We start from the raw sequence: 18,335 nt of genomic DNA on the forward strand, positions 1-18,335 counted from the left end.
CGATGGTCAGAAAAGGGTCGGAGCTGCGTCATCGGTCGGTCCTTCGCAAGAGGTCGTCTTCGCGTCGTTCAGGAGGTCGGTCAGCTCCGCACCGTCAGCGAGATGAGCGAGCAGGCGGGCACAGGCGAGAGCGTCGTAGGCCGCGCGGTGCGGCTTCGAGCCGGCGGGCATGTCCGTGGCGAGCTTGAGCTCCTCGGCGAGCAAGCTCAGCTTGTACGAGGACCGGCCGGGCAACCTGTGCCGGGCCAGCTTCAGCGTGTCGATGACGATGGCGGGCTGGAAGCCGCGCAGTTCCCGCGTCAGCACGCCGAGGTCCACGTGGGCGTTGTGCGCCACGAAGATGGTGTCCTCCAGGATGGCGCCGATCTCCGCGGCATATTCGGCGGCCGGCGGAGCGGAGGCCACCTGCTCGTTGGAGATGCCGTGAATGCGGCGGGCCAGCGGAGTGATGGGGCTGGGTGGCTTGACCAGCCAGGTCAGTGGAGCTCCGATGACGCCGTCGTCGATCAGCACGATGGCCAGCTCCACCAGGTCGGGAGGGCGCTGCCCGTTACCCTCGATGTCCGCGACGGCGTAGCGGAACGCTGTCCATGGGGCGTTCTGGTCAGCCATTCGCGCTCTCCCATCCGAGGTCGGCTCGGCCGTGTCGCCGCTGGTGATGCGGGTGGGCGGCGTCATGGATCTGGAAGGCGAGCCGGTGCTGGAGGTAGTACCGCGGCTGCTCGGACGGGAGGCCCTCCACGTGGGCCGCCCGTTCTGTGACTTCGGTGACGTGCATGTGGGCCGCTTCGGGCAGGCAGGCGGCGGCCTCGTGGAGCTGGGGCGCGGTGGGGACCTGGTGCGCTCGGGCACACTTGTCCAGTTGCGCGGCCGGACAGATGTCGCAGAGCTCGTTGATGCCGTAGTGGCCGTTGTAGTCCGGCAGGCCGTGGACGTACGAGACAGCGCACGAGGTCTTCCTGAACAACGGCGGCGCGCCGGACGGCCGGCGCTCGAAGCGCGCGAGGATGCGTCTTTCCAGCGTCTCAGGGACGATCTTGCGGCGGGCGGTCTCCTGGTAGGGCTCGGGCAGGCCGTTGGCGCGGTAGTAGTCCGCGATCTCGTCCCGGTAGAACAGGCCGGTGAACACCGTGGCATCGGCCCATCCGGACAGAACCGCGGCCCGCGCCAGATGAGCGGTGGTGTCGTTCAGTCCGGGCACCAAGGGCCGCCAGTAGAAGATCGTCCGGTACCGGCGCGCGGCGTGGGTCGTGGCGAGCCGCATGGAGTTCACGACGGTCTGCGCGGGGTGCGGCTCGATCCTCTTGTCGCCGATCCCCGAGTACGTGAACAGCAGCGTCACCTTCAGGTGCCGTAGCGCGTTCAGCCGCTCGCAATCGCCGACGTTCATGCGAGCACGGGTGATCACGAGCACGTGGTTGGTGAGTTCGCGGCTGTCGAGGTCCTCCAGGACGGCGAACAGATGCTCGCGGACGCCCGGCAGGAACGGGTCGGTGGCCCGGTTGAAGACCTGCAGCGGGGTGTCGTGCGGCCGGAAGTACCGATGGCTGACGAGCTGTTCGACCGCCTCGGCGTCGCTCATGAGGGCCTGCGGCAGACGGGCGTCCCAGAGCCCGTAGGTGTGGCGGATGCAGTACGCGCAGCCGAGCGGGCAGCCCTGGATGTGGTTGAGGGACAACCCGGACTTGCGGTATTCGACGACGTCACGGGCGCGCTCGGGCAGCGCCGCCACGGCCTCGGCAGGCAGCAGAGGGACGTAACGTGCGCTCATGAGCTGCCTCCCACGGGTACGGGCTGAGGTGTCGCCGTGAGCGTGGCATGAGGCTGACGAGAGGGCCTAGCAAGTTTCTCGGAGTTTCAGCAACTCCCTCCGAATCCAAGAAGCCGAGAAACTTGGCGCTACTCCTCGGGCTCGGTTTCGTCGGCCAGCAACAACCGCGACAGGTCCTCCATGACGTTCGTGATCAGGGCCCTGGCGGCTTGTCCGTAGGACGCCATCCCGGCCAGAGAGCGGAACACCCGGGCGTACTGCTCGATCTCCGGCGGCTGGGCGAGATGGAGCTCGGCGGTGAACGTCTCGACCATGACGAGGTCGTTGTCGAAGATCCAGAACCCATGCTTGGGGGCCGTCACATAGGTGGTGCCGAAGCCGATGACGCCGAGCCGGACGTTCGGCAGGGTCGAAGCGGCCACCAGCCGGTCGAGCTGCGGCACCATCACTTCGGGCGCGCACAGCCGATACCTCAGAGCGGCCTCCGTGACCACGAACTGGAAGCGTTTGCCCGGGTCGTAAAGGATCTGCTGGCGCGTCATGCGCGCCTGCATGGCTTCCTCGATGTCGTTCGGCAGATTGTGCATGGCGATCGCTTCGGCCATGCGCGCACGGGCATACTCCGCCGTCTGCAGCAGCCCGGGGACGTAGACCGGCTCGAAGACACGCAGCAGGCCGGCACGCCGTTCGGCATCGCCCCACTCGTTCTGGTGGTGGCTCATGCCTCCCCGCAGGACACGCTGCCACTCGGCGTGACGCGATTCGAGGGTATGGAGCGAGGCCAGTAAGGCGAGCCGCTCTTCCTCGGTAGCGCCGGTCGCCTCGGCCCACGAACCGATGTCGGCGTCGCTGGGCGTCTGCCTGCCGGTCTCCAGCTTCGACACCTTCGAGTGCGGCCATGCGAGTAGCTCCGCGAGCTGACGGCCGGTCAAGCCGGCGGCGTTCCGCAGCTCGCGGAGCCTGGCCCCAAGTGCTTGCCGGGCCTGATGGACGCTGGTCACGCCCCGATTCTTACCTGATCTTGTAGTCATCCGGCAGTCGTGCCACGAACTCTTCGCGTGAGAGGGAACGGTGAACGGCGTCGTCCAGCGCGGCGGCGCACTCCACGACCACTGCGGGATCGGTGATGATCTCCGCGCCGAGCAGCTGGTCGTCGTCCGTGAAGTGCAGCAGCGCGACCCGGGACGAGTCGAACACCCAGAAGTCCCGCTCAGGAAGGCCGGCGGCCTGACTGCGGTCGAGGTACCGGATGTCCTCGCCGGCCGCCACGGTGTGGCGTGAGAGGTCGAGCCCGAACCTGCTGTAGTCGCTGAGCGGGAGCGAGACGACCCGGACGCGCTGGAAGATCTTGCCTTCCTCGGTTGCCTTGCCGACGATGCCCAGCCAGTTCTGGAACCAGGCCAGGTCTTCCGGCTCACCCTCCAGGAAGCGGCGCAACGGTTCGCGTTCACTGGGCGAGTCGTACCGCTCTCGGGTCTCCAGCCTGCGGGCGGTGTGAGCAAACGTACGGAAGAGATCCACGAACGCCGGCCCGCTGATCAGGGTCAAAGCGCCTCCTGGCCTTCTGTGGAGGTGGCGCGCTGACGGTTGTTCCGAGGGTCGGTGGTCAGCGGCTCATCCGCGAACCGGAGGATGTCCCGCGTGATCTCCACCACCGTCTCGCCGTCCGGGATCTCACCGATGTCGGAGAGGGCCTGAGGGTCGGTGACGATGTAGCCCTGGACGAGGATGGTGCCCCGATCGGTGGCGAAGAGCGTCGGGGAGCCGCCCTCTCCAGACCCTGATCCCAGATACTTGACCCTCATCGTGCCACTCCTTCGAGAAGCTTTCGGGAAGTTTCTCCATGAGAAGACACTGCTGGGGTGCGTCCGTCAACCCTCCATGCATGATCGATCCCACTGGTGCGGCTCTACTGGGATGGCGGCGCTCACCGACCCATCTGACGCCATGCACACATCGTGTGAGCCGAGGCGGCGTCCAGATGCCACTACCGTACGTAGACTGGCCAACCGGGGATCATCCTAGAGCTCGGGAGTTTGAGCTCCATCGGCAAGCAATTTAGTTTCATTGTGGACCTTAGCAATTAGCTCTGCCAGTCGATCGTTGCGACGCGTAGTAAGGCGGCCTAAAACATCTGCGCTCCAGACAATCCTCTCATCCGCCAAGCTAGCGAGCTCCCCGGCCACTGGCGCGCCTTTTGGGTAGGCAAGAAGTACAGTTGCACCCATGTTTTGCACTTCTCGCACCACCTCCGCAAGGTCTCGATCTCCAGCGACAAGGATAATTCTTTTGGTCATTCCTTGCTGAACGAAACGAAGCATGTCGAGGACCATTAGCGTATCTACGCCTTTTTGAGCGTACCGAGTCTCAAGCTTGAAATGGCTCATGAGATGGCTATAGTCGACCTCGGCCGCGCGCGCGGCGGATCTCAGTTGCTCTTTATGTTCAAAGGGCACGGCCTGCAAGTGGCCGAGCCTGAGCTGTATTCCCGGGCACTCCTCAAGCTTATCTAGCTCGGCACGCTGACGGTGTCGAAGCGGCGCGCCCTCTGGGTACACGCCGTCGTACCAATAGCAGCGCAAGAGGCCACAGCCCATACGGGCGGCGGACATCGAAAACCATGACACCAATTCCTCGCCCTCGATGTGCACTTCACCCACGGAAACCTTGAGCCATGGATGCCGATTTGACGAGGAAGCCGGCATCCACCAAGCCGACTATTGACGGTTTCATCTCAATCATCCTTTGCCGTATGCTACGCCTCTAGGGAAGAGGAGATTCCATGACAGACCAGCCAGAAAAGGACCTGTGGAGCAACGAAAGCCAGGACTTCCCGATGCCGCGAGGCAGGAGCGGGGGCGATTCTACCCTAATAAGCCTGGAAGCGGTAGTTAATGTCACGCAGGGGTCGATAGGTGTTCTGTTGGTGATGCCGGGAGGTCTGCTTCGCGGCCTCCTCGTCAGCTCCGCCCAGTGGCACAGTGAGTGGTTTGCCAGCATTGCAGAGGCTGGCGAGGCAGGCGCGTCCGCGCACGCAATTCTTAAGGGACTGTTCGGCACCACAGGCCACCTCACATCAGAAGGAGAAATGATTGATCATACCGAACATTATTTGTATATAAAAGATGGATATTTCACCGCTGGCGCTGGCGAACAGGGGCCCATGCCCTGGAAAGTTAAGCTGAGTTCAATAGTTGCTTGGAGTATCGGCAACAGGCCACCCGCTTGAAATGCGGCTTGGCTTGTATCTAGCAGTGACCATGCTGTTTCACTGAACCTGTGATGAAGTGGCGAGTTTGCAGTCGTGACGATCGCCACACCCGTTCTTGTCAGATGCATGGAGGCGCACGTTCCAGAGCGCCGGAACGCAAACCACTGAATGTCGTTCTGCCGAATGAGGATTCGACGGCGAATGGTCTGCTAGCGGATATGCCGCTAGTACTCCAGCCGCACTTCGAGATCTCGATCTGGTCGAGGCTGAGACGTGAGACGGCCACCGCAGTGATCATGTGGGTGTGTGGAATCCAGATGATCGGCGGTGGCCGTGGCAGCCACGGTAGCCGAAATCGACCCGCGTGTATGGGCCGATGCGTTCGATGACCTGTTCGCGCAGGTAGTGGCACCGTTCTTCGGCCGGCGTGAGCCGCGGATCAGAGCGCGTGGTTACCTGCTGGGCCTGCTGAGTTCGCTGGAACGCAAGAACGGCTGGTCCCTGGCCGAGTTCGCCGGAGACGCGACACCCGACGGGATGCAACGACTGCTCAACCACGCCCGCTGGGACGTCGATGCGGTCCGGGATGCACTGCGGGCCCAGGTCGCCGAGCGGCTCGGGTGCCTGGACGGGGTGCTGGTGGTCGACGACACCGGGTTCGAGAAGAAGGGCCGCCGCTCGGCCGGGGTGCAGCGCCAGTACACCGGCACGGCCGGAAAGATCACCAACTGTCAGGTCGGAGTGTTCGCCTCCTACCTGCACCCCGGCCGGCAACGGGTGCTGATCGACCGGGAACTGTATCTGCCCGCTTCCTGGTTCACCGCACCCGAGCGGCGCACCGACGCCGGCATCCCGGAGCAGGTGGAGTTCGCGACCAAACCGGAGCTGGCCTGGAGGATGATCGAGCGGGCCGCCGACGATCCGCTGCTCACCTTCGCCTGGCTCACCGCGGATGAGGGCTACGGCGACAACCCCGTGTTGCGTGAGCGGTGCCGCAGCCGGGGTTTGAGCTACGTGTTCGCTGTCTCCTGTGACCACCCGATCGTGCTGGCCGGCCGGAAGATGCGTGCCGATGAGGTCTTCGCCGCGCTGGAGGAGCAGGCGTGGCAGCGTTACTCCTGCGGCCAGGGTGCCAAGGGCCACCGCTACTACGACTGGGCGTGGATCCCGCTCGGCCCGGCCGAGTGGCTGCTGGCCCGCCGCTCCATCACTGATTCCGGCGAGCTGGCGTTCTACACCTGCTGGGCCACCGGCCCGGTCGCGCTGCCGGAGCTGGTGCGAGTGGCGGGATCGCGGTGGAGCGTGGAGGAATGCTTCCAGGCCACCAAGAACGAGGTCGGCCTGGACCATTACCAGGTCCGCAAGCACCTGGCCTGGTATCGGCACGTCACGTTGGCCATGGTCGCTCACGCTCACCTGGCTTTCCTCGCCGCCGGCCCACCCGGCGCAACGGGCGCTCAGCAGGGCGAGGCTTTCTCGGGCCTGGCCACACAGGGGGCCCTGCCGACAGGGACGATCACAGCTTGAGGGTGCGAACGGTGACGATTCCGGCGAGCTGATCCCGCTTACCGTCAACGAGATCCGGCGTCTGCATGCTCATCTTGCCCAGCCCCGGCACCCTGCCAGTCATCGAATCCGCTGGTCACAGTGGCGACGTCGGCATCAAGCCCGCGCCCGCCGCTGCCATTACCAGCGACAGCGACGAATCATCGATCACTAAATGCGGCTGGAGTACTAGGCCTAGCGGGTCCGCTCGCGGATCACGCCCACAGTGACCTGGTACCTAGCGTTCTAGCGGCCTCCTGCGAACGCCCTCGGAAGCGACTCCAAGGGCGTTCATCATGATGAGGCTCAAGCTTGGCTAGATTTTCGCCTGCCTAGTGCCCCGACCACGTCGGTGCGAATAAAACCCTTGCGGTTGCGGCCCTTACCGGCGGAGTCGCGGCCCCACGTGTCCTCCGTGCGAACCCCGTACTCCTTCAAGCGGGCGGTCAGTGTGGCGGTCTTGGCGTCGTCCTCCAGGTCAGCCCACTGGCCGTAGGCGTCCGGCCGGAAGTCGGCCAGCCGGTCCACGACGATGCTGTTCCAGATCTTTTCTTCCTTGGCTGTAGTCACGGTCAGGATGTCGGGAAGCAGGTCGTAGGAGACCCGCTGCGGCCCTTCCTGGCCGATCGCCTGCCCGGACAGTGTTCCGGCCGCCTGGCGGAGGTGAAGGGCTCGCTCGGCGATCAGCTCGGAGGTGGGGCCGTCCAGGTAGGCGGAGCGGACGATGAGCGGGTCCTCGGCGATGCCGACGGCCCAGGAGATGCCCTTGTCGTTGAGGGTGAACATGGTGGCCTTGACCCCGGCCTGGTGCATGCCGGTGCCAAGGATCATGTCGTTCTCCTGCCAGCCCATCACCCGCAGGCAGATCCGGATGCCCGCGTTCGCCGAGATGGCCTTGGGCAGGCTGTCCTTGTCCGGCCGTTGGGTGGTCAGGATCGAAGATGATGCCGAGGGCCGGGCCGCGCTTGATGATCGCGGTGGCGTACTTGGCGGCCTCCTCGCCGTACTCGTCGTCGGTGAACAGCTCCTGGCACTCGTCGATCGCCACCACCATCGGATGCAGGCCGAGATCGCGCCGGGCCGCCAGTTCGGGTGTGACCTTGAACTCGGGTGCTTGGTGGCGGGGCAGGCCGTCGATGACCTCGGCGCGCCGGTCCAGCTCGGCGTACACCTCGGCGAGCGAGGCGACGCAGGCGGCCTTGGCGGAGTCGGTGGCGCCCTTGGCGTAGTGGTGGGCCACCTTCTCCAGCGCCGATAGGTCGCCGGTGCCCTTCAACTCGAACAGCCGCAGCTCGGCCAGCGGGTCCAGGGCGCAGGCCAGCAGCAGCACCCGCAGCGCGAACGTCTTGCCGTAGCGCGGCATGGAGCCGATGAGCACGTTGGCGAACATGAGCAGGATCGAGATCGGCCGGCCGCGCTGGTCGTTGCCGTACGGGACCGGCTCGAACAGGCTGACCTGCCCAGACTTCAACAGCGGCCAGGCCGGCTGCCTGGCCTTGCGCATCTCGACGTCTCCCACCCACAGCACCAGCCGACCAGGGTGCTCCTCGGACACCGGTTCGGGCCACACGCACCCGAGGGCGCGGCGCAGGCCAGAGGCGAGCTTGTCGCGCTTCTCCAGTACCTCCGCCACCGTCACGCCGAGCGGGAGATCGACCTCGGCCCGCCAGCCCGGCCCGTCACGCATGATCGGGGCCGGGAAGGTGATCCCGCGTCCCTTCTTGCCCAGCGCCTGGTTGATGGCCGAGATGCCGAGTGAGCCGAGCGCGTCCAGCACCTGGTCACTGGTGAGCTTGCGCACGTGAGTGGGCACGATTGCCCGGTCCAAGAGCGGCTTGTCGGCGGGAGACCCGACCGCGCCGAGGACTGCGATGAGGAGACCGACGGTGGCCCAGTGGACCCAGGCCGGTGCTACCAACGTCACCACGGTGCCCACGAGCAGCAGCGCGATGGCGCCGGTGAGGAGCGTCCGCAGCCGCGCCTTGACCCGGCTGTCGCGCTGCTTGGAGAGCGCCAGGTATTCCGCGGCCTGCTCCTTCGCCACGGCCGCCCGGCGGACCGGGTGGCCTTCCAGATCGAACAACCAGCGCACCAGCCCGGCGAGCGCCCGCCAGACGCCTGCCGGGGACCGGGCCAGGAGCTTGGCCGCGTACTTCGGTGTGCGCAGCAGGTGATAGGTGAACACGTAGCCGGTGTCCTCGGCCTGCCACCTCAGCACCTGCAAGGCGTCCGCCCGCGACCTCAGCCACACCGGCACCAGCGCCGACCGCTCCTGCCGGCGCGCAGCCAGCTCGGCGAGCAGATCGGCAGGGCCAGACCGATGTGGCTGATCGACCAGGACGACGGTGCCCTCAAGAACGTCGTTCTCGTCCGGGGTCTGCTTCGGTTCGGTGATGGAGGTGAGTGGCGAGGTCTCGTCCTGGAGGGCGGTGGTGATGCCGTCGTGCATGTCCTCCATCACGGGAACGCCTTCACCTCCGGTCCGGTGACCAGCGATCCAGGAATCTCGGCATACATGGCGCGCGGTTCGGTGACGATCTCTACGGCCTGGGTCCTGTACGCAGCGAGACGGCACAGGTCCTGGAAGATGAGGATGCCCTTCACGCCGCGTCCTCCTCATACGTGTCGCTCGGTGGCACCGCACCCTGAGCGTCCGACCTCTGCGGCCCTTTCGCTTCGGCGGCCTGTGCTCGTTCCCGCTCCACCTCCGCGATGATCTCCTCCGCTTCGCGCTGCTCCAGCCCCCACCGGTTCATCAGCGGGCGACGGCCGAGGCGCTGCCTGCCTTCACCGAGGCTGTCGAGGTAGGCCAGCCGCGCCGCCTCGAACCGGTCGGCAGGCACCACTGGCACCTGACGTTCCACCTCGATCACAGTCTCGGTGGGCTGGCACACGTGCGTGTCCGGGGAGGTCTCCTGAGAGGGGCGGCGGTTGTTGCGGACGATCCACATCAGCAGTTCGTACGCGGCCCCGAACGCGAGCGGCGCCAGGGCGCTGACCAGGCGCGACCCCAGCCCGCCCGACCAGCCGTGCGCCACGTTCGCCGCCAGCGTCACCGCGCCTCCCAGGGCGAGAGTGACCCACGCCAGGACTGGCACACGCATCCGGCGACGCGAGCAGTAGACCATCACGATCGAGGCCATGACGATCACGCCGTCGGACATCGCCGGGTAGAGGACGGCCATGTCGTGCCGCTCCCCCAGGGCGATGGCCAGGGCGTAGAAGTGGTGGTACGAGACGTACGCCGCCGCGCCGGCGACCGCCAGCAGGACGGCCACCGCGAAGCCGAGGATGACCCGATCTCCGACCGGCCTGTGCCAGGGTCGATGGGCATTTCAGTGTCCGGCGCGAGGCGCGTACGGCGTGAGAGCAAGAGGTTGGAGACGAAGCGTCGAAGGAGGGGCGGCGGAACCTCGTCGATGGGTTGCGTTTCCGTCGTGACGGTGGGTGTGGAAAGGTTGGGCCTCATGGCCTGGCTCCTGGTTCAGTCAGGTTGCTGGGTCGCAGGCCGGGGTCGGTGTTACAGTCACCGGCTCCCGGCCGCCTTACTGGCATGGGTTTGGGGCCAACGACGTGGTACTGGAGACGCGTCCGGACGATCGCTCAGGCGTCGGGGCGGATCTCAACACGGGCCAGCCGCGTGGCACTGGATCTTGTCCGGCGTGGGCACGACCTTCGTGGCGATACTGCGACGGCCTGACCGCGTGCGCCTCCCACGGGCGCTGTGCGGTTAACGGCTCGGCTCGGCCGCAAAGCTTGCGCACCGGACTGGACATCCGCCCCAGTCACGAGATGTCCAGCCACGGGCTGTCACAACTGCCCAAAAGATAGTCGATCGGTTCAAGACCGACCTCGGACACGCACTCTGACCCGATGGAGTCCTGGTTGCTGGTAACAGCAACCAGGACTTTTCGTTGTGACGGGTAGTAGGTCAGTTCCAGACCGAGTTCGGCGTATATCTTCGCCTTGCGGGACGGCCTCGCGTCACGGAGAACGTCCACCAGGTCGCCCAGCTTGCGCAGGGACGCCGCGAGAGCGTCCCGATCCATGCGGGCGCTCCGGGCCGCCGGCAGGCGCCGTAGCCGACGCTCCAGCTCGCTCCGGTGCGACTGCTCCTCCCGCATCCACCCGGCGACGATCACCGGATCAGCACCCGCCTCCAGAGCCGCGCGGTGCTGCCCGAGCTTCCGATCACTCTCAGCGAGCTGCCGCTTGAGCAGTTCGCTCTCCTGAGCCGCCGGCGCCGGGCCTCCATGGGCCCCGACCATCTGGTCCAGCGTCCGTTCGATGTTCCACGGCGTGAACAGCCGCGCGAGCCACTGCTCAAGCTTCGGGGTGATGTCGCGCTCACGGACGTAGACGTTGCGCGGATGTGTGACGTGATTGGCCAGCGCGTATTCCTGCGGGAAGCGACACCGGTAGTACGGCATCTCGTTGTTCCACTCCCCCTGCATCCTGCGCCCGCAGATGCCGCAGCGCAGCAGACTGCGGAGCTGGTAGTAATGCCGAGACCGCCTGACTGTCTTGTCCGTGTAGCGGTGGCCCCGGCTCGCCAGCGCCTCCTGCACCGCCTCGAAGTCCTCGCGGCTCACGATGGGCGGGTGCGCAGGCGCATCGGACCAGATCCACTTGTCCTGGGGATTCCATCGAAGCTTGGTGGTGTGGCCGAGCCCGACGTCATCGATGTCGATCAGGACCTCGTCCTTTCGCTGCCGGTTCCAAACCTGGTAGCCCGTGTAGCGGGGGTTCGTCAGAATCGCGCGCACGGCCCCCTTGGACCAGGCCACGCCGGAGCTGTGGCGGTTCCGCGCCGGGTCGTGAGCGGAGGGGCAGAGGATCCCTTCACGCGTCAGCCTCTCGGCGATGGCGAACAGCCCATAGCCCGCCAGAAAGTCGGCGAAGATCCGGGCGACCACCGCCGAGGCGAAGGGATCGAGTTCGAGACGGTGCATCCGCCGGCCATCAGCCGCCTTGGCCGGATTGGGATGCGGGCCGGCGTCCACCAGACGGTAGCCGTACGGCGGACGCCCACCCAGAAAACGCCCTTCGACCTGAGCCTGAGCCGACATGGCGGTACGAACGCGGATCTTGATCCGGTTGCGCTCCCCCTTGCTCATCCCGCCGAACACACTCATCACCAGGTCGTGCGCTTCGTTGGACGAGTCGATCGGACCACCGACCTCGGGCACCCACAGTGGGACCCCGAAGTGCTCGAAGAGCGGGAAAGTCAGCCCGTACTGGTTGCCGTAGAACGCCCGATGCGGCTCGCCGATCACCACAGCCTGGAAGTCCCGATCCGGGTTGCGCAGCTCGGTCAACAGTGCCGAAGCCTGCGGACGGCGCTGCCAGGGAATCGAGCGTGACTTGTCCACATCGAAGAACTCGGCGACGATCACGCCCCCTCTGGGCTCGATGAGCGCCCGGGAACGAGTGAGCTGCCAGGCCCGCGAGGATTCCGGGTCCTGGTTGTCCTCAGTCGAGACTCGGCCGTAGAAGGCGAAGCGGGTAGCGCTCATGGTCCTCCTTCACGCCGCGTCGGCCAGAAGGCCGCTGAACGGCTCAGGACTCGCTTCCATCAGAATGGCAAGCAGCTCCATCGCCGCGCCGGGAGTCAGGTGAGGATCATGCGCGGGAAGGACGACTTCCAGCTCTCCCCCACCCCTCATGCCGCCACCTCCCCTCCCATTGCCGAAAGATCTTGCTCTAGCCGGTTCATGTGGGCTCGCCAGCGTTGGCGTTCGGCGACGGTGCGGAGGAGGCGTACGGCGAGGGGCGGTACGTTCGCGTCGCCGGCCGGGACGGGCTTCCAGATGTAGCGGTGCGGGTCGGTGGGCTGGTCGGGGTGGCCGAGGGCTTCCAGGACCCAGGTGCGGCGGTCCTGCCTGTGCTCGGCGAGGGTCTTGTTGGACCACTTGCGCGAGACCAGGACGCGGCGTCCGGCGTAGCCGAGGTGTCCGGGCTTGTGGGCCTTGCCACGGCAGCGGCCGGGCTGCATGCCGGGCCTGGCGTTCTTAGGCTGGATGCCGTAGCGGAGCCAGTTGGCGCAGGTGGGTGAGCACGGCTCGAAGCGGAGGGCTTCGACGAGCCGGGCCGCGTGGTCGCGGCGGGCCTGGTCGTCGGTGGCGGCGTCGAGCGGGTCGGCGAGGCTCTTGGTCAGGTACTTGGTGAGGTAGCCGAGCCACTTGCCGGCGGCGGGCGTGCCGGCGAGCACGCTTTGGATGTTGTGCTGTTCGCCGAAGCCGACCACGTGGAGGGGTTGGGCATCATCGTCGGCGTCGAGCTGGTCGAGGGCCTGTTCCCAGGTGGGCAGGACTTCGCCGGTGTCGGGGTCGAGGTAGCCGGTCCCGTCCTGCCAGAGCGGCAGGTGGTCTCCCTCGAAGCGGATGGTGTCGGTGGGTGGCCACCAGACCTGGTGGTAGGTGGCGGCGATGATCTGCTTGAGTTCGGCGCGGGGCAGTGTGCCGCGGATGGCCATGTGCAGGTGCGGGGCGAGGCGTTGCTGTGGCTCGACGGTGGCGAAGTACTGCACGTCGTATCCGGCCACGCGGCGCAGGTTCTGCACGAAGCGGTCGATGAGCTTGGAGAAGTGCAGGGCGTCGCGGGCGGCGCGGCGGTAGTCGTAGGTGTCCGGGTCGAGGGGTACGCCGTCGCGGACCTTGCCGTAGGACGGGAGCGTCAGGGTGATGAACATCGAGGGCCGGTAGACCCGGCCGTCCGGTGCGGTGAAGGTGCGGCCCAGCGTGGTGGCGGCCATCTTGCGCTTGGGCAGGTCCGGGGCGTCCTGGCGTCGTCTGGTGGAGCGGACGCGGCGGCCGGTGGTCCGACCGGTGACGTGACCGCGCATCCCGGCCTTGGTGATCTCTTCGTCCAAGCCCTCGGCGAGGATGTCGAGGCCGGTGCTGTCCTGGCCTGCTCGTCCGGCGGCCTCTTGCTGGGCGTGGACGTCGGCGCGGAACTCGACCAGCCGACGCTGCTCCTCGTCCGGCTCGTTCGGGGTGCTGGCCGGTTCGTGGTCGAGGTGCCAGCCCTCGCGGCATTGGGCCATGCGGAGCTGACGGTTGCGCTTGGCCGGCAGTGATAAATAGTCGGGGGCGGGGCCAGCCATGACTGGCCCCGCCCCCGCGCGCGCAGCACTGTCAGATGTCGCCGCCGCGTAGGCGGTAGGCGCGTTCGTCTCCCGGGTCCAGCAGGATCGCCGGCAATTGCTCCAAGCCGAGGTCGAGGGCACGGTGAATGCGGTGCCAGCCGTCGATCACCAGGCGGTTGCCGGGCGGCTGTGCGCACGGCAGTGGCTCGAGCGTCCCGCGCCCATGGAGGATAGGCTCCTGCGCCTTCAGCCGTCATCATGACGTGGGGCCTGATCGTCCTGACCGTGACGGCAGCAGTGAACCGAGTCGTCACCGAGCGGAGATCGTCAAGACTTCTCCCAGACCGTTAGTCGTCCCCTGACCGTCTTGCCGACCTCTTCTACGAAGAAGGCACCGAAATGTGACTCCACCGTCTTGATGCAATACCACCGTCCAACGCTTACTGCCAGTTCCTTAGAGCCCTCGGCATAAGCGGCGTCGTAGCATTCCTCATAGCCCGGCTTGCCTGCCCCTCGCCAGAGAGCCACAAGACCGTTGTCGTACAGATCGAGTTCGTAGCGCTTTTCCACCCACCATATGTCGTTGACGTCGGGTCGTGATGCCGGCGGGCTGGCATCGAGATCTTTGCTGTCACCGTCTAAGCGGAGCCCGCCTTCGTAGAGGACCGAAGGACCCGGGCTCGGAGTCGCCGAGGAAGCGGTGGTGGGCGACTCGTCTGGACCCCATATAGGGGGTATAACGGTCACAAGAGCCACTACGCCGGCGATGATGGTCCAGATCTCAGCCTGCGTTTTACGATTCCACCAACTCGCGAATCTGCGCTTATGACCGTCTTTCTTTTTATCAGTCAGCACCTCCGCCCCTTTCCCGATCACCGGCCTGACAAATGAAGGCGAGGCCACGCTTGGGAGAACAGGTGATCATTATTCATGGGCATGCGCCAATCGCGACGACGCATTCATGCCGCCGCATATCCCTCGGCCGTCATGCGCTCCGCACCGGCACACGTGCGGCCGGAGCAAACAGCCCTCGCCCGCCGCCGGCGTGCGATCCATACGGGGAATGATATTAGCAATGCATGCCACAATGTGTGCCTACTAGCGCTTCTGACCGAACACTTTGCGGCCAAAATTCGCATAGGACGACATAACGGTGCAATTGAGCGATTCTGCCGGCTAAGGGCGAGGTGGGTGCCTGTGAGCAAGCGCGGCTACTTCCCCGTATCGGGATGAAGAGCCTAAGGTGGCCGGCCGCGCCCAAGGCTCGGGTGTGGTCACCGCAGTCCGGGCAGCTCCCTGAGCTGGCGGCGGGATGTGATGCCGAGCTTGTGGAAGATGTTGCGCAGGTGGGCGTCGACGGTGCGCGGGCTGATGAACAGCCGCCCCGCGACCTCCTTGGACGTGGCGCCGCCCGCGACCAGGCGGGCGATGTGCGTCTCCTGAGCGGTGAGATCGTCGATGTCGCCCGTCGTGCGGCCGCGGACGACCTCGCCCGCCGCGCGCAGTTCAGCGGTGGCGCGGTCGGCGAAGGCGGTCATGCCGATGTCCGCCAGCCGCTCGCGGGCGGTACGCAGCTGCGTGCGCGCGTCCCGTTTCCTGCCCTGGCGGCGCAGCCATTCCCCGTAGAGCAGGTGCGCCCTGGCCAGGTACGGGGCGAGCCTGGTCGCCCCGAGGTGGTCGAGCGCCGCGCGATGGTCGGACTCGTCACCGGTGACCAGCGCACGGGCATAGGCGCCGACCCCCAGCGCCCACGGTGTGGCGCTGCCTTCCGTGCGCTCGGTGAGCGAGGCCAGCGCCGCCCTGGCCGTCTCGTGATCGCCGCTGCGGGTCGCCGCCTCCACCAGTTCGGGCAGGGCGATCGCGGTGACGAACAGGTCGCCGTGGCGGGTGGCCGCCCTGGCGGCGGCGAGTGCCGCCGGGTAGTCGGCGAGGCCGTTGTCGAGGACCGCCGCCGCCCAGTTGGCGTTGGCGATCGTCTGCCCGGTGCCGCTCGCGGTGGCCTCGGCGGTGAACGCCTCGATCATGGGCCTGGCCTCGTCCACCCGGCCGCAGCCGTTGCGCGTCGTCGTCGGTGAGGCCGGTCAGCTCGACGCCGGGCAGGTCGTCGAGCCCGTGGCGGGTCGCCAGCACCATCGCCACCGGCTCGGCCGCCCTCGCAGGGCTGCTGGCGGAGGTGGACTTCCGCGCGCCGTCGTGGCTCTATGCGGTGTCCGTCGTCATCGTGCCGTTCGCGATGCTCGCCGTGCGCGAACAGCGCACCGCGCCCGCGCCCGCCCGCCGGGTGCGCGGGCGCGGGCCCGCCGCCGGCTGGGCGGCGCGGCCATCACCGCCGCGAGCGTCGCCCTGCTGGCCGCCGGTTGGCTGGTCATCGGCACCGCGGGCACGACCCCGTTGGTCGTCGCGGGCCTGCTCGTCGGCGGCACCGGGGTGGGGCTCGCCGTACCGAACCTGAACCTGCGGCTCACCGAGCTGGCGCCGCCCGAAGGCCGCGGCCGGGTCCTCAGCGGACTCGTCGCCTCCGTGTTCCTCGGGCAGTTCCTCTCGCCGCTCGCCGCACAACCCCTGATCGAGGTGTCCGGCATCGCGGGCGCCTTCACCTTGACCGGGCTCGTGGCCTTCGCGGGCGTCCTCGCCGCCGCGGTCACGATCCGTCGTTGCCACCGAGGAAAGGAAATCCGGTGATCTACCACACCATCCGCCTGACGCTGCGCCCCGACGCCCCCGCCGACAAGGTCGAGGCCGCGCTGGACAGCCTGCGCAACCAGGGGCGGGTCATCCCGGAGGTCGTCTCGTTCGTGGTCGGCCGCGACGTCGGCGGCGCGTACACGTGGGGCGCAACCTTCGTGCTCAAGGACCTGGACGGCTACTGGGCGTACCTGAAGCACCCCGCGCACCGCCACACCGACGAGATCGGTCTCCCGCTGGTCGAGAACTTCGTCTCGTTCGACGTCACCGACGACGAGGACCCGGAGATCGCGGAGAAGATCGCCGCGCTGCACCGGCGCCGCTACGAGGAGGACCCGCGCTCGCGCGGCTCGTGTCCGACCTCCCCGTCCTACACGGGCAGCAGCGCCCCCGGCCCGCACGGGAACTGACCGCGAGAACCGGCCTCGCGGCGGGCGCGGCCGGTCGGGCCGTGCCTGACCGACGGCCTGACAGGCGGGGTTTCTGTGCATGCGCGCCGCGACCGCAGCAGCCGTGAAATCGGGCGCGCATGGAAACGACCGGCGTGCGGGGAGGACGCACGCCGGTCGTTCCTGGTCAGCGGGCGGTGGATCGGTCGGCCACGGCGGCGTCCGGGGCGAGGGCCTCCGCGACCGTCACGCGCCGTCCCGCGCGCTGGCGCCAGACGCCGACGCCTACGACGATGACGGCCACGGCCACGCTGATCGCGAGCTGCGACCGGTTCCCTTCGTCGAAGAGCATGCCGAGCAGCAGGGCGATCATGCCCGCGATCGACGCCCAGGTCAGGTACGGATAGCCCCACATGCGCAGGGTCAGCTTGTCCGAGGTCTCACGCTCCAGCACCCGGCGCATCCGCAGCTGGGAGAACGCGATCACCAGCCAGACGAACACCGCGACGGCGCCGGAGGAGTTGGTGAGGAACAGGAACACCGTGTCGGGCGACACGTAGTTGAAGAACACCGTGACGAACCCCACGACGGTCGACGCGAGCACGGCCACGACCGGCACCTTCGCGTTCGACAGCCTGCCGAAGGCCTTGGGCGCGTCCCCGCGCACCGCCAGCGAGTAGGCCATCCGCGAGGCGGTGTAGAGCGCGGAGTTCAGGCACGACAGCACGGAGGTCAGCACGATCGCGTCCATCACCACGCCGGCCGCCGGCAGCCCGATCCGGTCCAGCACCGCGACGTACGGGCTCTTGACCACGCTCGCGTCGTTCCAGGGCAGCAGCGTGACCACGACCGCGATGGAGCCCAGGTAGAACACCAGGATCCGCCACACCACCGAACGCACCGCGGAGCGCACCGCCTGCTCGGGGTGGGCCGACTCGCCCGCGGCGACCGTGGCGATCTCTGCGCCGAAGAAGGAGAAGACCACGACGAGCATCGCGGCGAACACGTGCCCCGGTCCGTTCGGGAAGAAGCCCTGGTGCCCGGTGAGGTTCGACAGGCCCGGCGCGGGGAAGCCGGGCAGCAGTCCCGCGATCGCCACCACGCCGACCAGCAGGAACACCGTGATCGCGGCGACCTTGATGGAGGCGAACCAGAACTCGAACTCGCCGTACGAGCGGACGGAGACCAGGTTGGTGACGGTCAGCGCGACCATGAGCAGGAGCGCCCACCCCCACTGCGGCACCCCGGGCAGCCAGCGGTGCACGATCGCCGCGCCCGCCGTGGCCTCCACGCCGAGCACGACCACCCAGAACCACCAGTACAGCCAACCGATCGAGAAACCGGCCCAAGGGCCGATCGCCCGTTCGGCGTACGCGGAGAACGAGCCGGTGTCGGGGTTGGCGGCCGCCATCTCGCCGAGCATCCGCATGACCAGCACCACGAGCAGGCCGGCGGCGGCATAGGACACCAGAACGCCGGGGCCGGCCTGGCTGATGGCGGCCCCGCTGCCCACGAAGAGGCCCGCTCCGATCACGCCGGCGATCGCGATCATGCTGAGGTGGCGTTTGCCGAGGGAGCCGGCCAAGCGGGAGGCCGAACCTGGGGAACCGGTAGTGCGCCCGTCCATTCCTTCTCCTTCCCGAAGAG

General features: G+C 67.3%; 18 protein-coding genes. 4 read left to right on the forward strand and 14 right to left on the reverse strand.

The window, feature by feature from the left end; all coding sequences use genetic code 11:
- Nucleotides 1–6: 6 nt before the first annotated feature.
- The 6 genes from ACFMQL_RS12810 to ACFMQL_RS12835 form a co-directional block, all read right to left on the reverse strand.
- On the reverse strand, nucleotides 7–612 hold the full coding sequence (locus ACFMQL_RS12810; RefSeq protein ID WP_378785770.1) for an exonuclease domain-containing protein: 606 nt from the start codon (nucleotides 610–612) through the stop codon (nucleotides 7–9).
- Nucleotides 605–1,771: a hypothetical protein gene (locus ACFMQL_RS12815; RefSeq protein WP_378785771.1), complete on the reverse strand. Its 1,167-nt coding sequence runs from the start codon at nucleotides 1,769–1,771 to the stop codon at nucleotides 605–607. The genes ACFMQL_RS12810 and ACFMQL_RS12815 overlap by 8 nt, the downstream gene beginning before the upstream one ends.
- A 128-nt stretch (nucleotides 1,772–1,899) precedes the next feature.
- Nucleotides 1,900–2,802 (reverse strand): helix-turn-helix domain-containing protein, encoded by a 903-nt coding sequence (locus ACFMQL_RS12820; protein ID WP_378785772.1) that lies wholly within the window; start codon nucleotides 2,800–2,802, stop codon nucleotides 1,900–1,902.
- Nucleotides 2,783–3,319: a DUF6879 family protein gene (locus tag ACFMQL_RS12825; RefSeq protein WP_378785773.1), complete on the reverse strand. Its 537-nt coding sequence runs from the start codon at nucleotides 3,317–3,319 to the stop codon at nucleotides 2,783–2,785. Before ACFMQL_RS12825 ends, ACFMQL_RS12820 begins: the two co-directional genes overlap by 20 nt.
- Nucleotides 3,316–3,576 carry a hypothetical protein gene (locus tag ACFMQL_RS12830; protein WP_378785774.1) on the reverse strand — a complete coding sequence of 87 codons (261 nt, stop codon included), beginning with the start codon at nucleotides 3,574–3,576 and terminating at the stop codon, nucleotides 3,316–3,318. Before ACFMQL_RS12830 ends, ACFMQL_RS12825 begins: the two co-directional genes overlap by 4 nt.
- A gap of 216 nt (nucleotides 3,577–3,792) precedes the next feature.
- Complete coding sequence (locus ACFMQL_RS12835; RefSeq protein ID WP_378785775.1) at nucleotides 3,793–4,431, reverse strand: NYN domain-containing protein; 639 nt, start codon at nucleotides 4,429–4,431, stop codon at nucleotides 3,793–3,795.
- A 122-nt stretch (nucleotides 4,432–4,553) separates the two neighbouring features.
- Here ACFMQL_RS12835 and ACFMQL_RS12840 point away from each other — a divergent pair, with 122 nt between their 5' ends.
- Both ACFMQL_RS12840 and ACFMQL_RS12845 read left to right on the forward strand, forming a co-directional pair.
- On the forward strand, nucleotides 4,554–5,000 hold the full coding sequence (locus tag ACFMQL_RS12840) for a hypothetical protein (protein WP_378785776.1): 447 nt from the start codon (nucleotides 4,554–4,556) through the stop codon (nucleotides 4,998–5,000).
- A gap of 372 nt (nucleotides 5,001–5,372) precedes the next feature.
- Nucleotides 5,373–6,509, forward strand: coding sequence for an IS701 family transposase (locus tag ACFMQL_RS12845; RefSeq protein WP_364070935.1), 1,137 nt, complete (start codon nucleotides 5,373–5,375; stop codon nucleotides 6,507–6,509).
- Between the two features lie 496 nt (nucleotides 6,510–7,005).
- On the opposite strand, the gene ACFMQL_RS12850 is transcribed toward ACFMQL_RS12845, so the two are convergent.
- The 7 genes from ACFMQL_RS12850 to ACFMQL_RS12880 form a co-directional block, all read right to left on the reverse strand.
- Nucleotides 7,006–8,985: a hypothetical protein gene (locus tag ACFMQL_RS12850; RefSeq protein ID WP_378785777.1), complete on the reverse strand. Its 1,980-nt coding sequence runs from the start codon at nucleotides 8,983–8,985 to the stop codon at nucleotides 7,006–7,008.
- On the reverse strand, nucleotides 8,985–9,131 hold the full coding sequence (locus ACFMQL_RS12855; RefSeq protein WP_378785778.1) for a hypothetical protein: 147 nt from the start codon (nucleotides 9,129–9,131) through the stop codon (nucleotides 8,985–8,987). The genes ACFMQL_RS12850 and ACFMQL_RS12855 overlap by 1 nt, the downstream gene beginning before the upstream one ends.
- Nucleotides 9,128–9,805, reverse strand: a complete 678-nt coding sequence (locus ACFMQL_RS12860; protein WP_378785779.1) for a DUF2637 domain-containing protein — start codon at nucleotides 9,803–9,805, stop codon at nucleotides 9,128–9,130. The genes ACFMQL_RS12855 and ACFMQL_RS12860 overlap by 4 nt, the downstream gene beginning before the upstream one ends.
- Nucleotides 9,806–10,312: 507 nt before the next feature.
- Nucleotides 10,313–12,043 carry a recombinase family protein gene (locus ACFMQL_RS12865; RefSeq protein WP_378785780.1) on the reverse strand — a complete coding sequence of 577 codons (1,731 nt, stop codon included), beginning with the start codon at nucleotides 12,041–12,043 and terminating at the stop codon, nucleotides 10,313–10,315.
- A 146-nt stretch (nucleotides 12,044–12,189) separates the two neighbouring features.
- A complete protein-coding gene (locus ACFMQL_RS12870) occupies nucleotides 12,190–13,632 on the reverse strand; it encodes a replication initiator (RefSeq protein WP_378785781.1) in 1,443 nt (480 codons plus the stop codon).
- A 309-nt stretch (nucleotides 13,633–13,941) separates the two neighbouring features.
- Entirely contained in the window at nucleotides 13,942–14,469 is a 528-nt protein-coding gene (locus ACFMQL_RS12875) for a hypothetical protein (RefSeq protein ID WP_378785782.1), read from the reverse strand.
- Between the two features lie 419 nt (nucleotides 14,470–14,888).
- Complete coding sequence (locus tag ACFMQL_RS12880; RefSeq protein ID WP_378785783.1) at nucleotides 14,889–15,638, reverse strand: LuxR C-terminal-related transcriptional regulator; 750 nt, start codon at nucleotides 15,636–15,638, stop codon at nucleotides 14,889–14,891.
- A gap of 31 nt (nucleotides 15,639–15,669) precedes the next feature.
- Between ACFMQL_RS12880 and ACFMQL_RS12885 the strand changes: the two genes are divergently transcribed.
- Nucleotides 15,670–16,296, forward strand: a complete 627-nt coding sequence (locus tag ACFMQL_RS12885) for an MFS transporter (RefSeq protein ID WP_378785784.1) — start codon at nucleotides 15,670–15,672, stop codon at nucleotides 16,294–16,296.
- Complete coding sequence (locus ACFMQL_RS12890; protein WP_364064163.1) at nucleotides 16,293–16,709, forward strand: Dabb family protein; 417 nt, start codon at nucleotides 16,293–16,295, stop codon at nucleotides 16,707–16,709. Before ACFMQL_RS12885 ends, ACFMQL_RS12890 begins: the two co-directional genes overlap by 4 nt.
- Nucleotides 16,710–16,875: 166 nt before the next feature.
- Here the strand turns inward: ACFMQL_RS12890 and ACFMQL_RS12895 are convergent, their stop codons facing one another.
- Nucleotides 16,876–18,315, reverse strand: a complete 1,440-nt coding sequence (locus ACFMQL_RS12895) for an amino acid permease (RefSeq protein ID WP_364064166.1) — start codon at nucleotides 18,313–18,315, stop codon at nucleotides 16,876–16,878.
- Nucleotides 18,316–18,335: the final 20 nt, after the last annotated feature.

It is taken from the genome of Nonomuraea fastidiosa (genome assembly GCF_042751225.1).
GTDB classification, from domain to species: domain Bacteria; phylum Actinomycetota; class Actinomycetes; order Streptosporangiales; family Streptosporangiaceae; genus Nonomuraea; species Nonomuraea fastidiosa.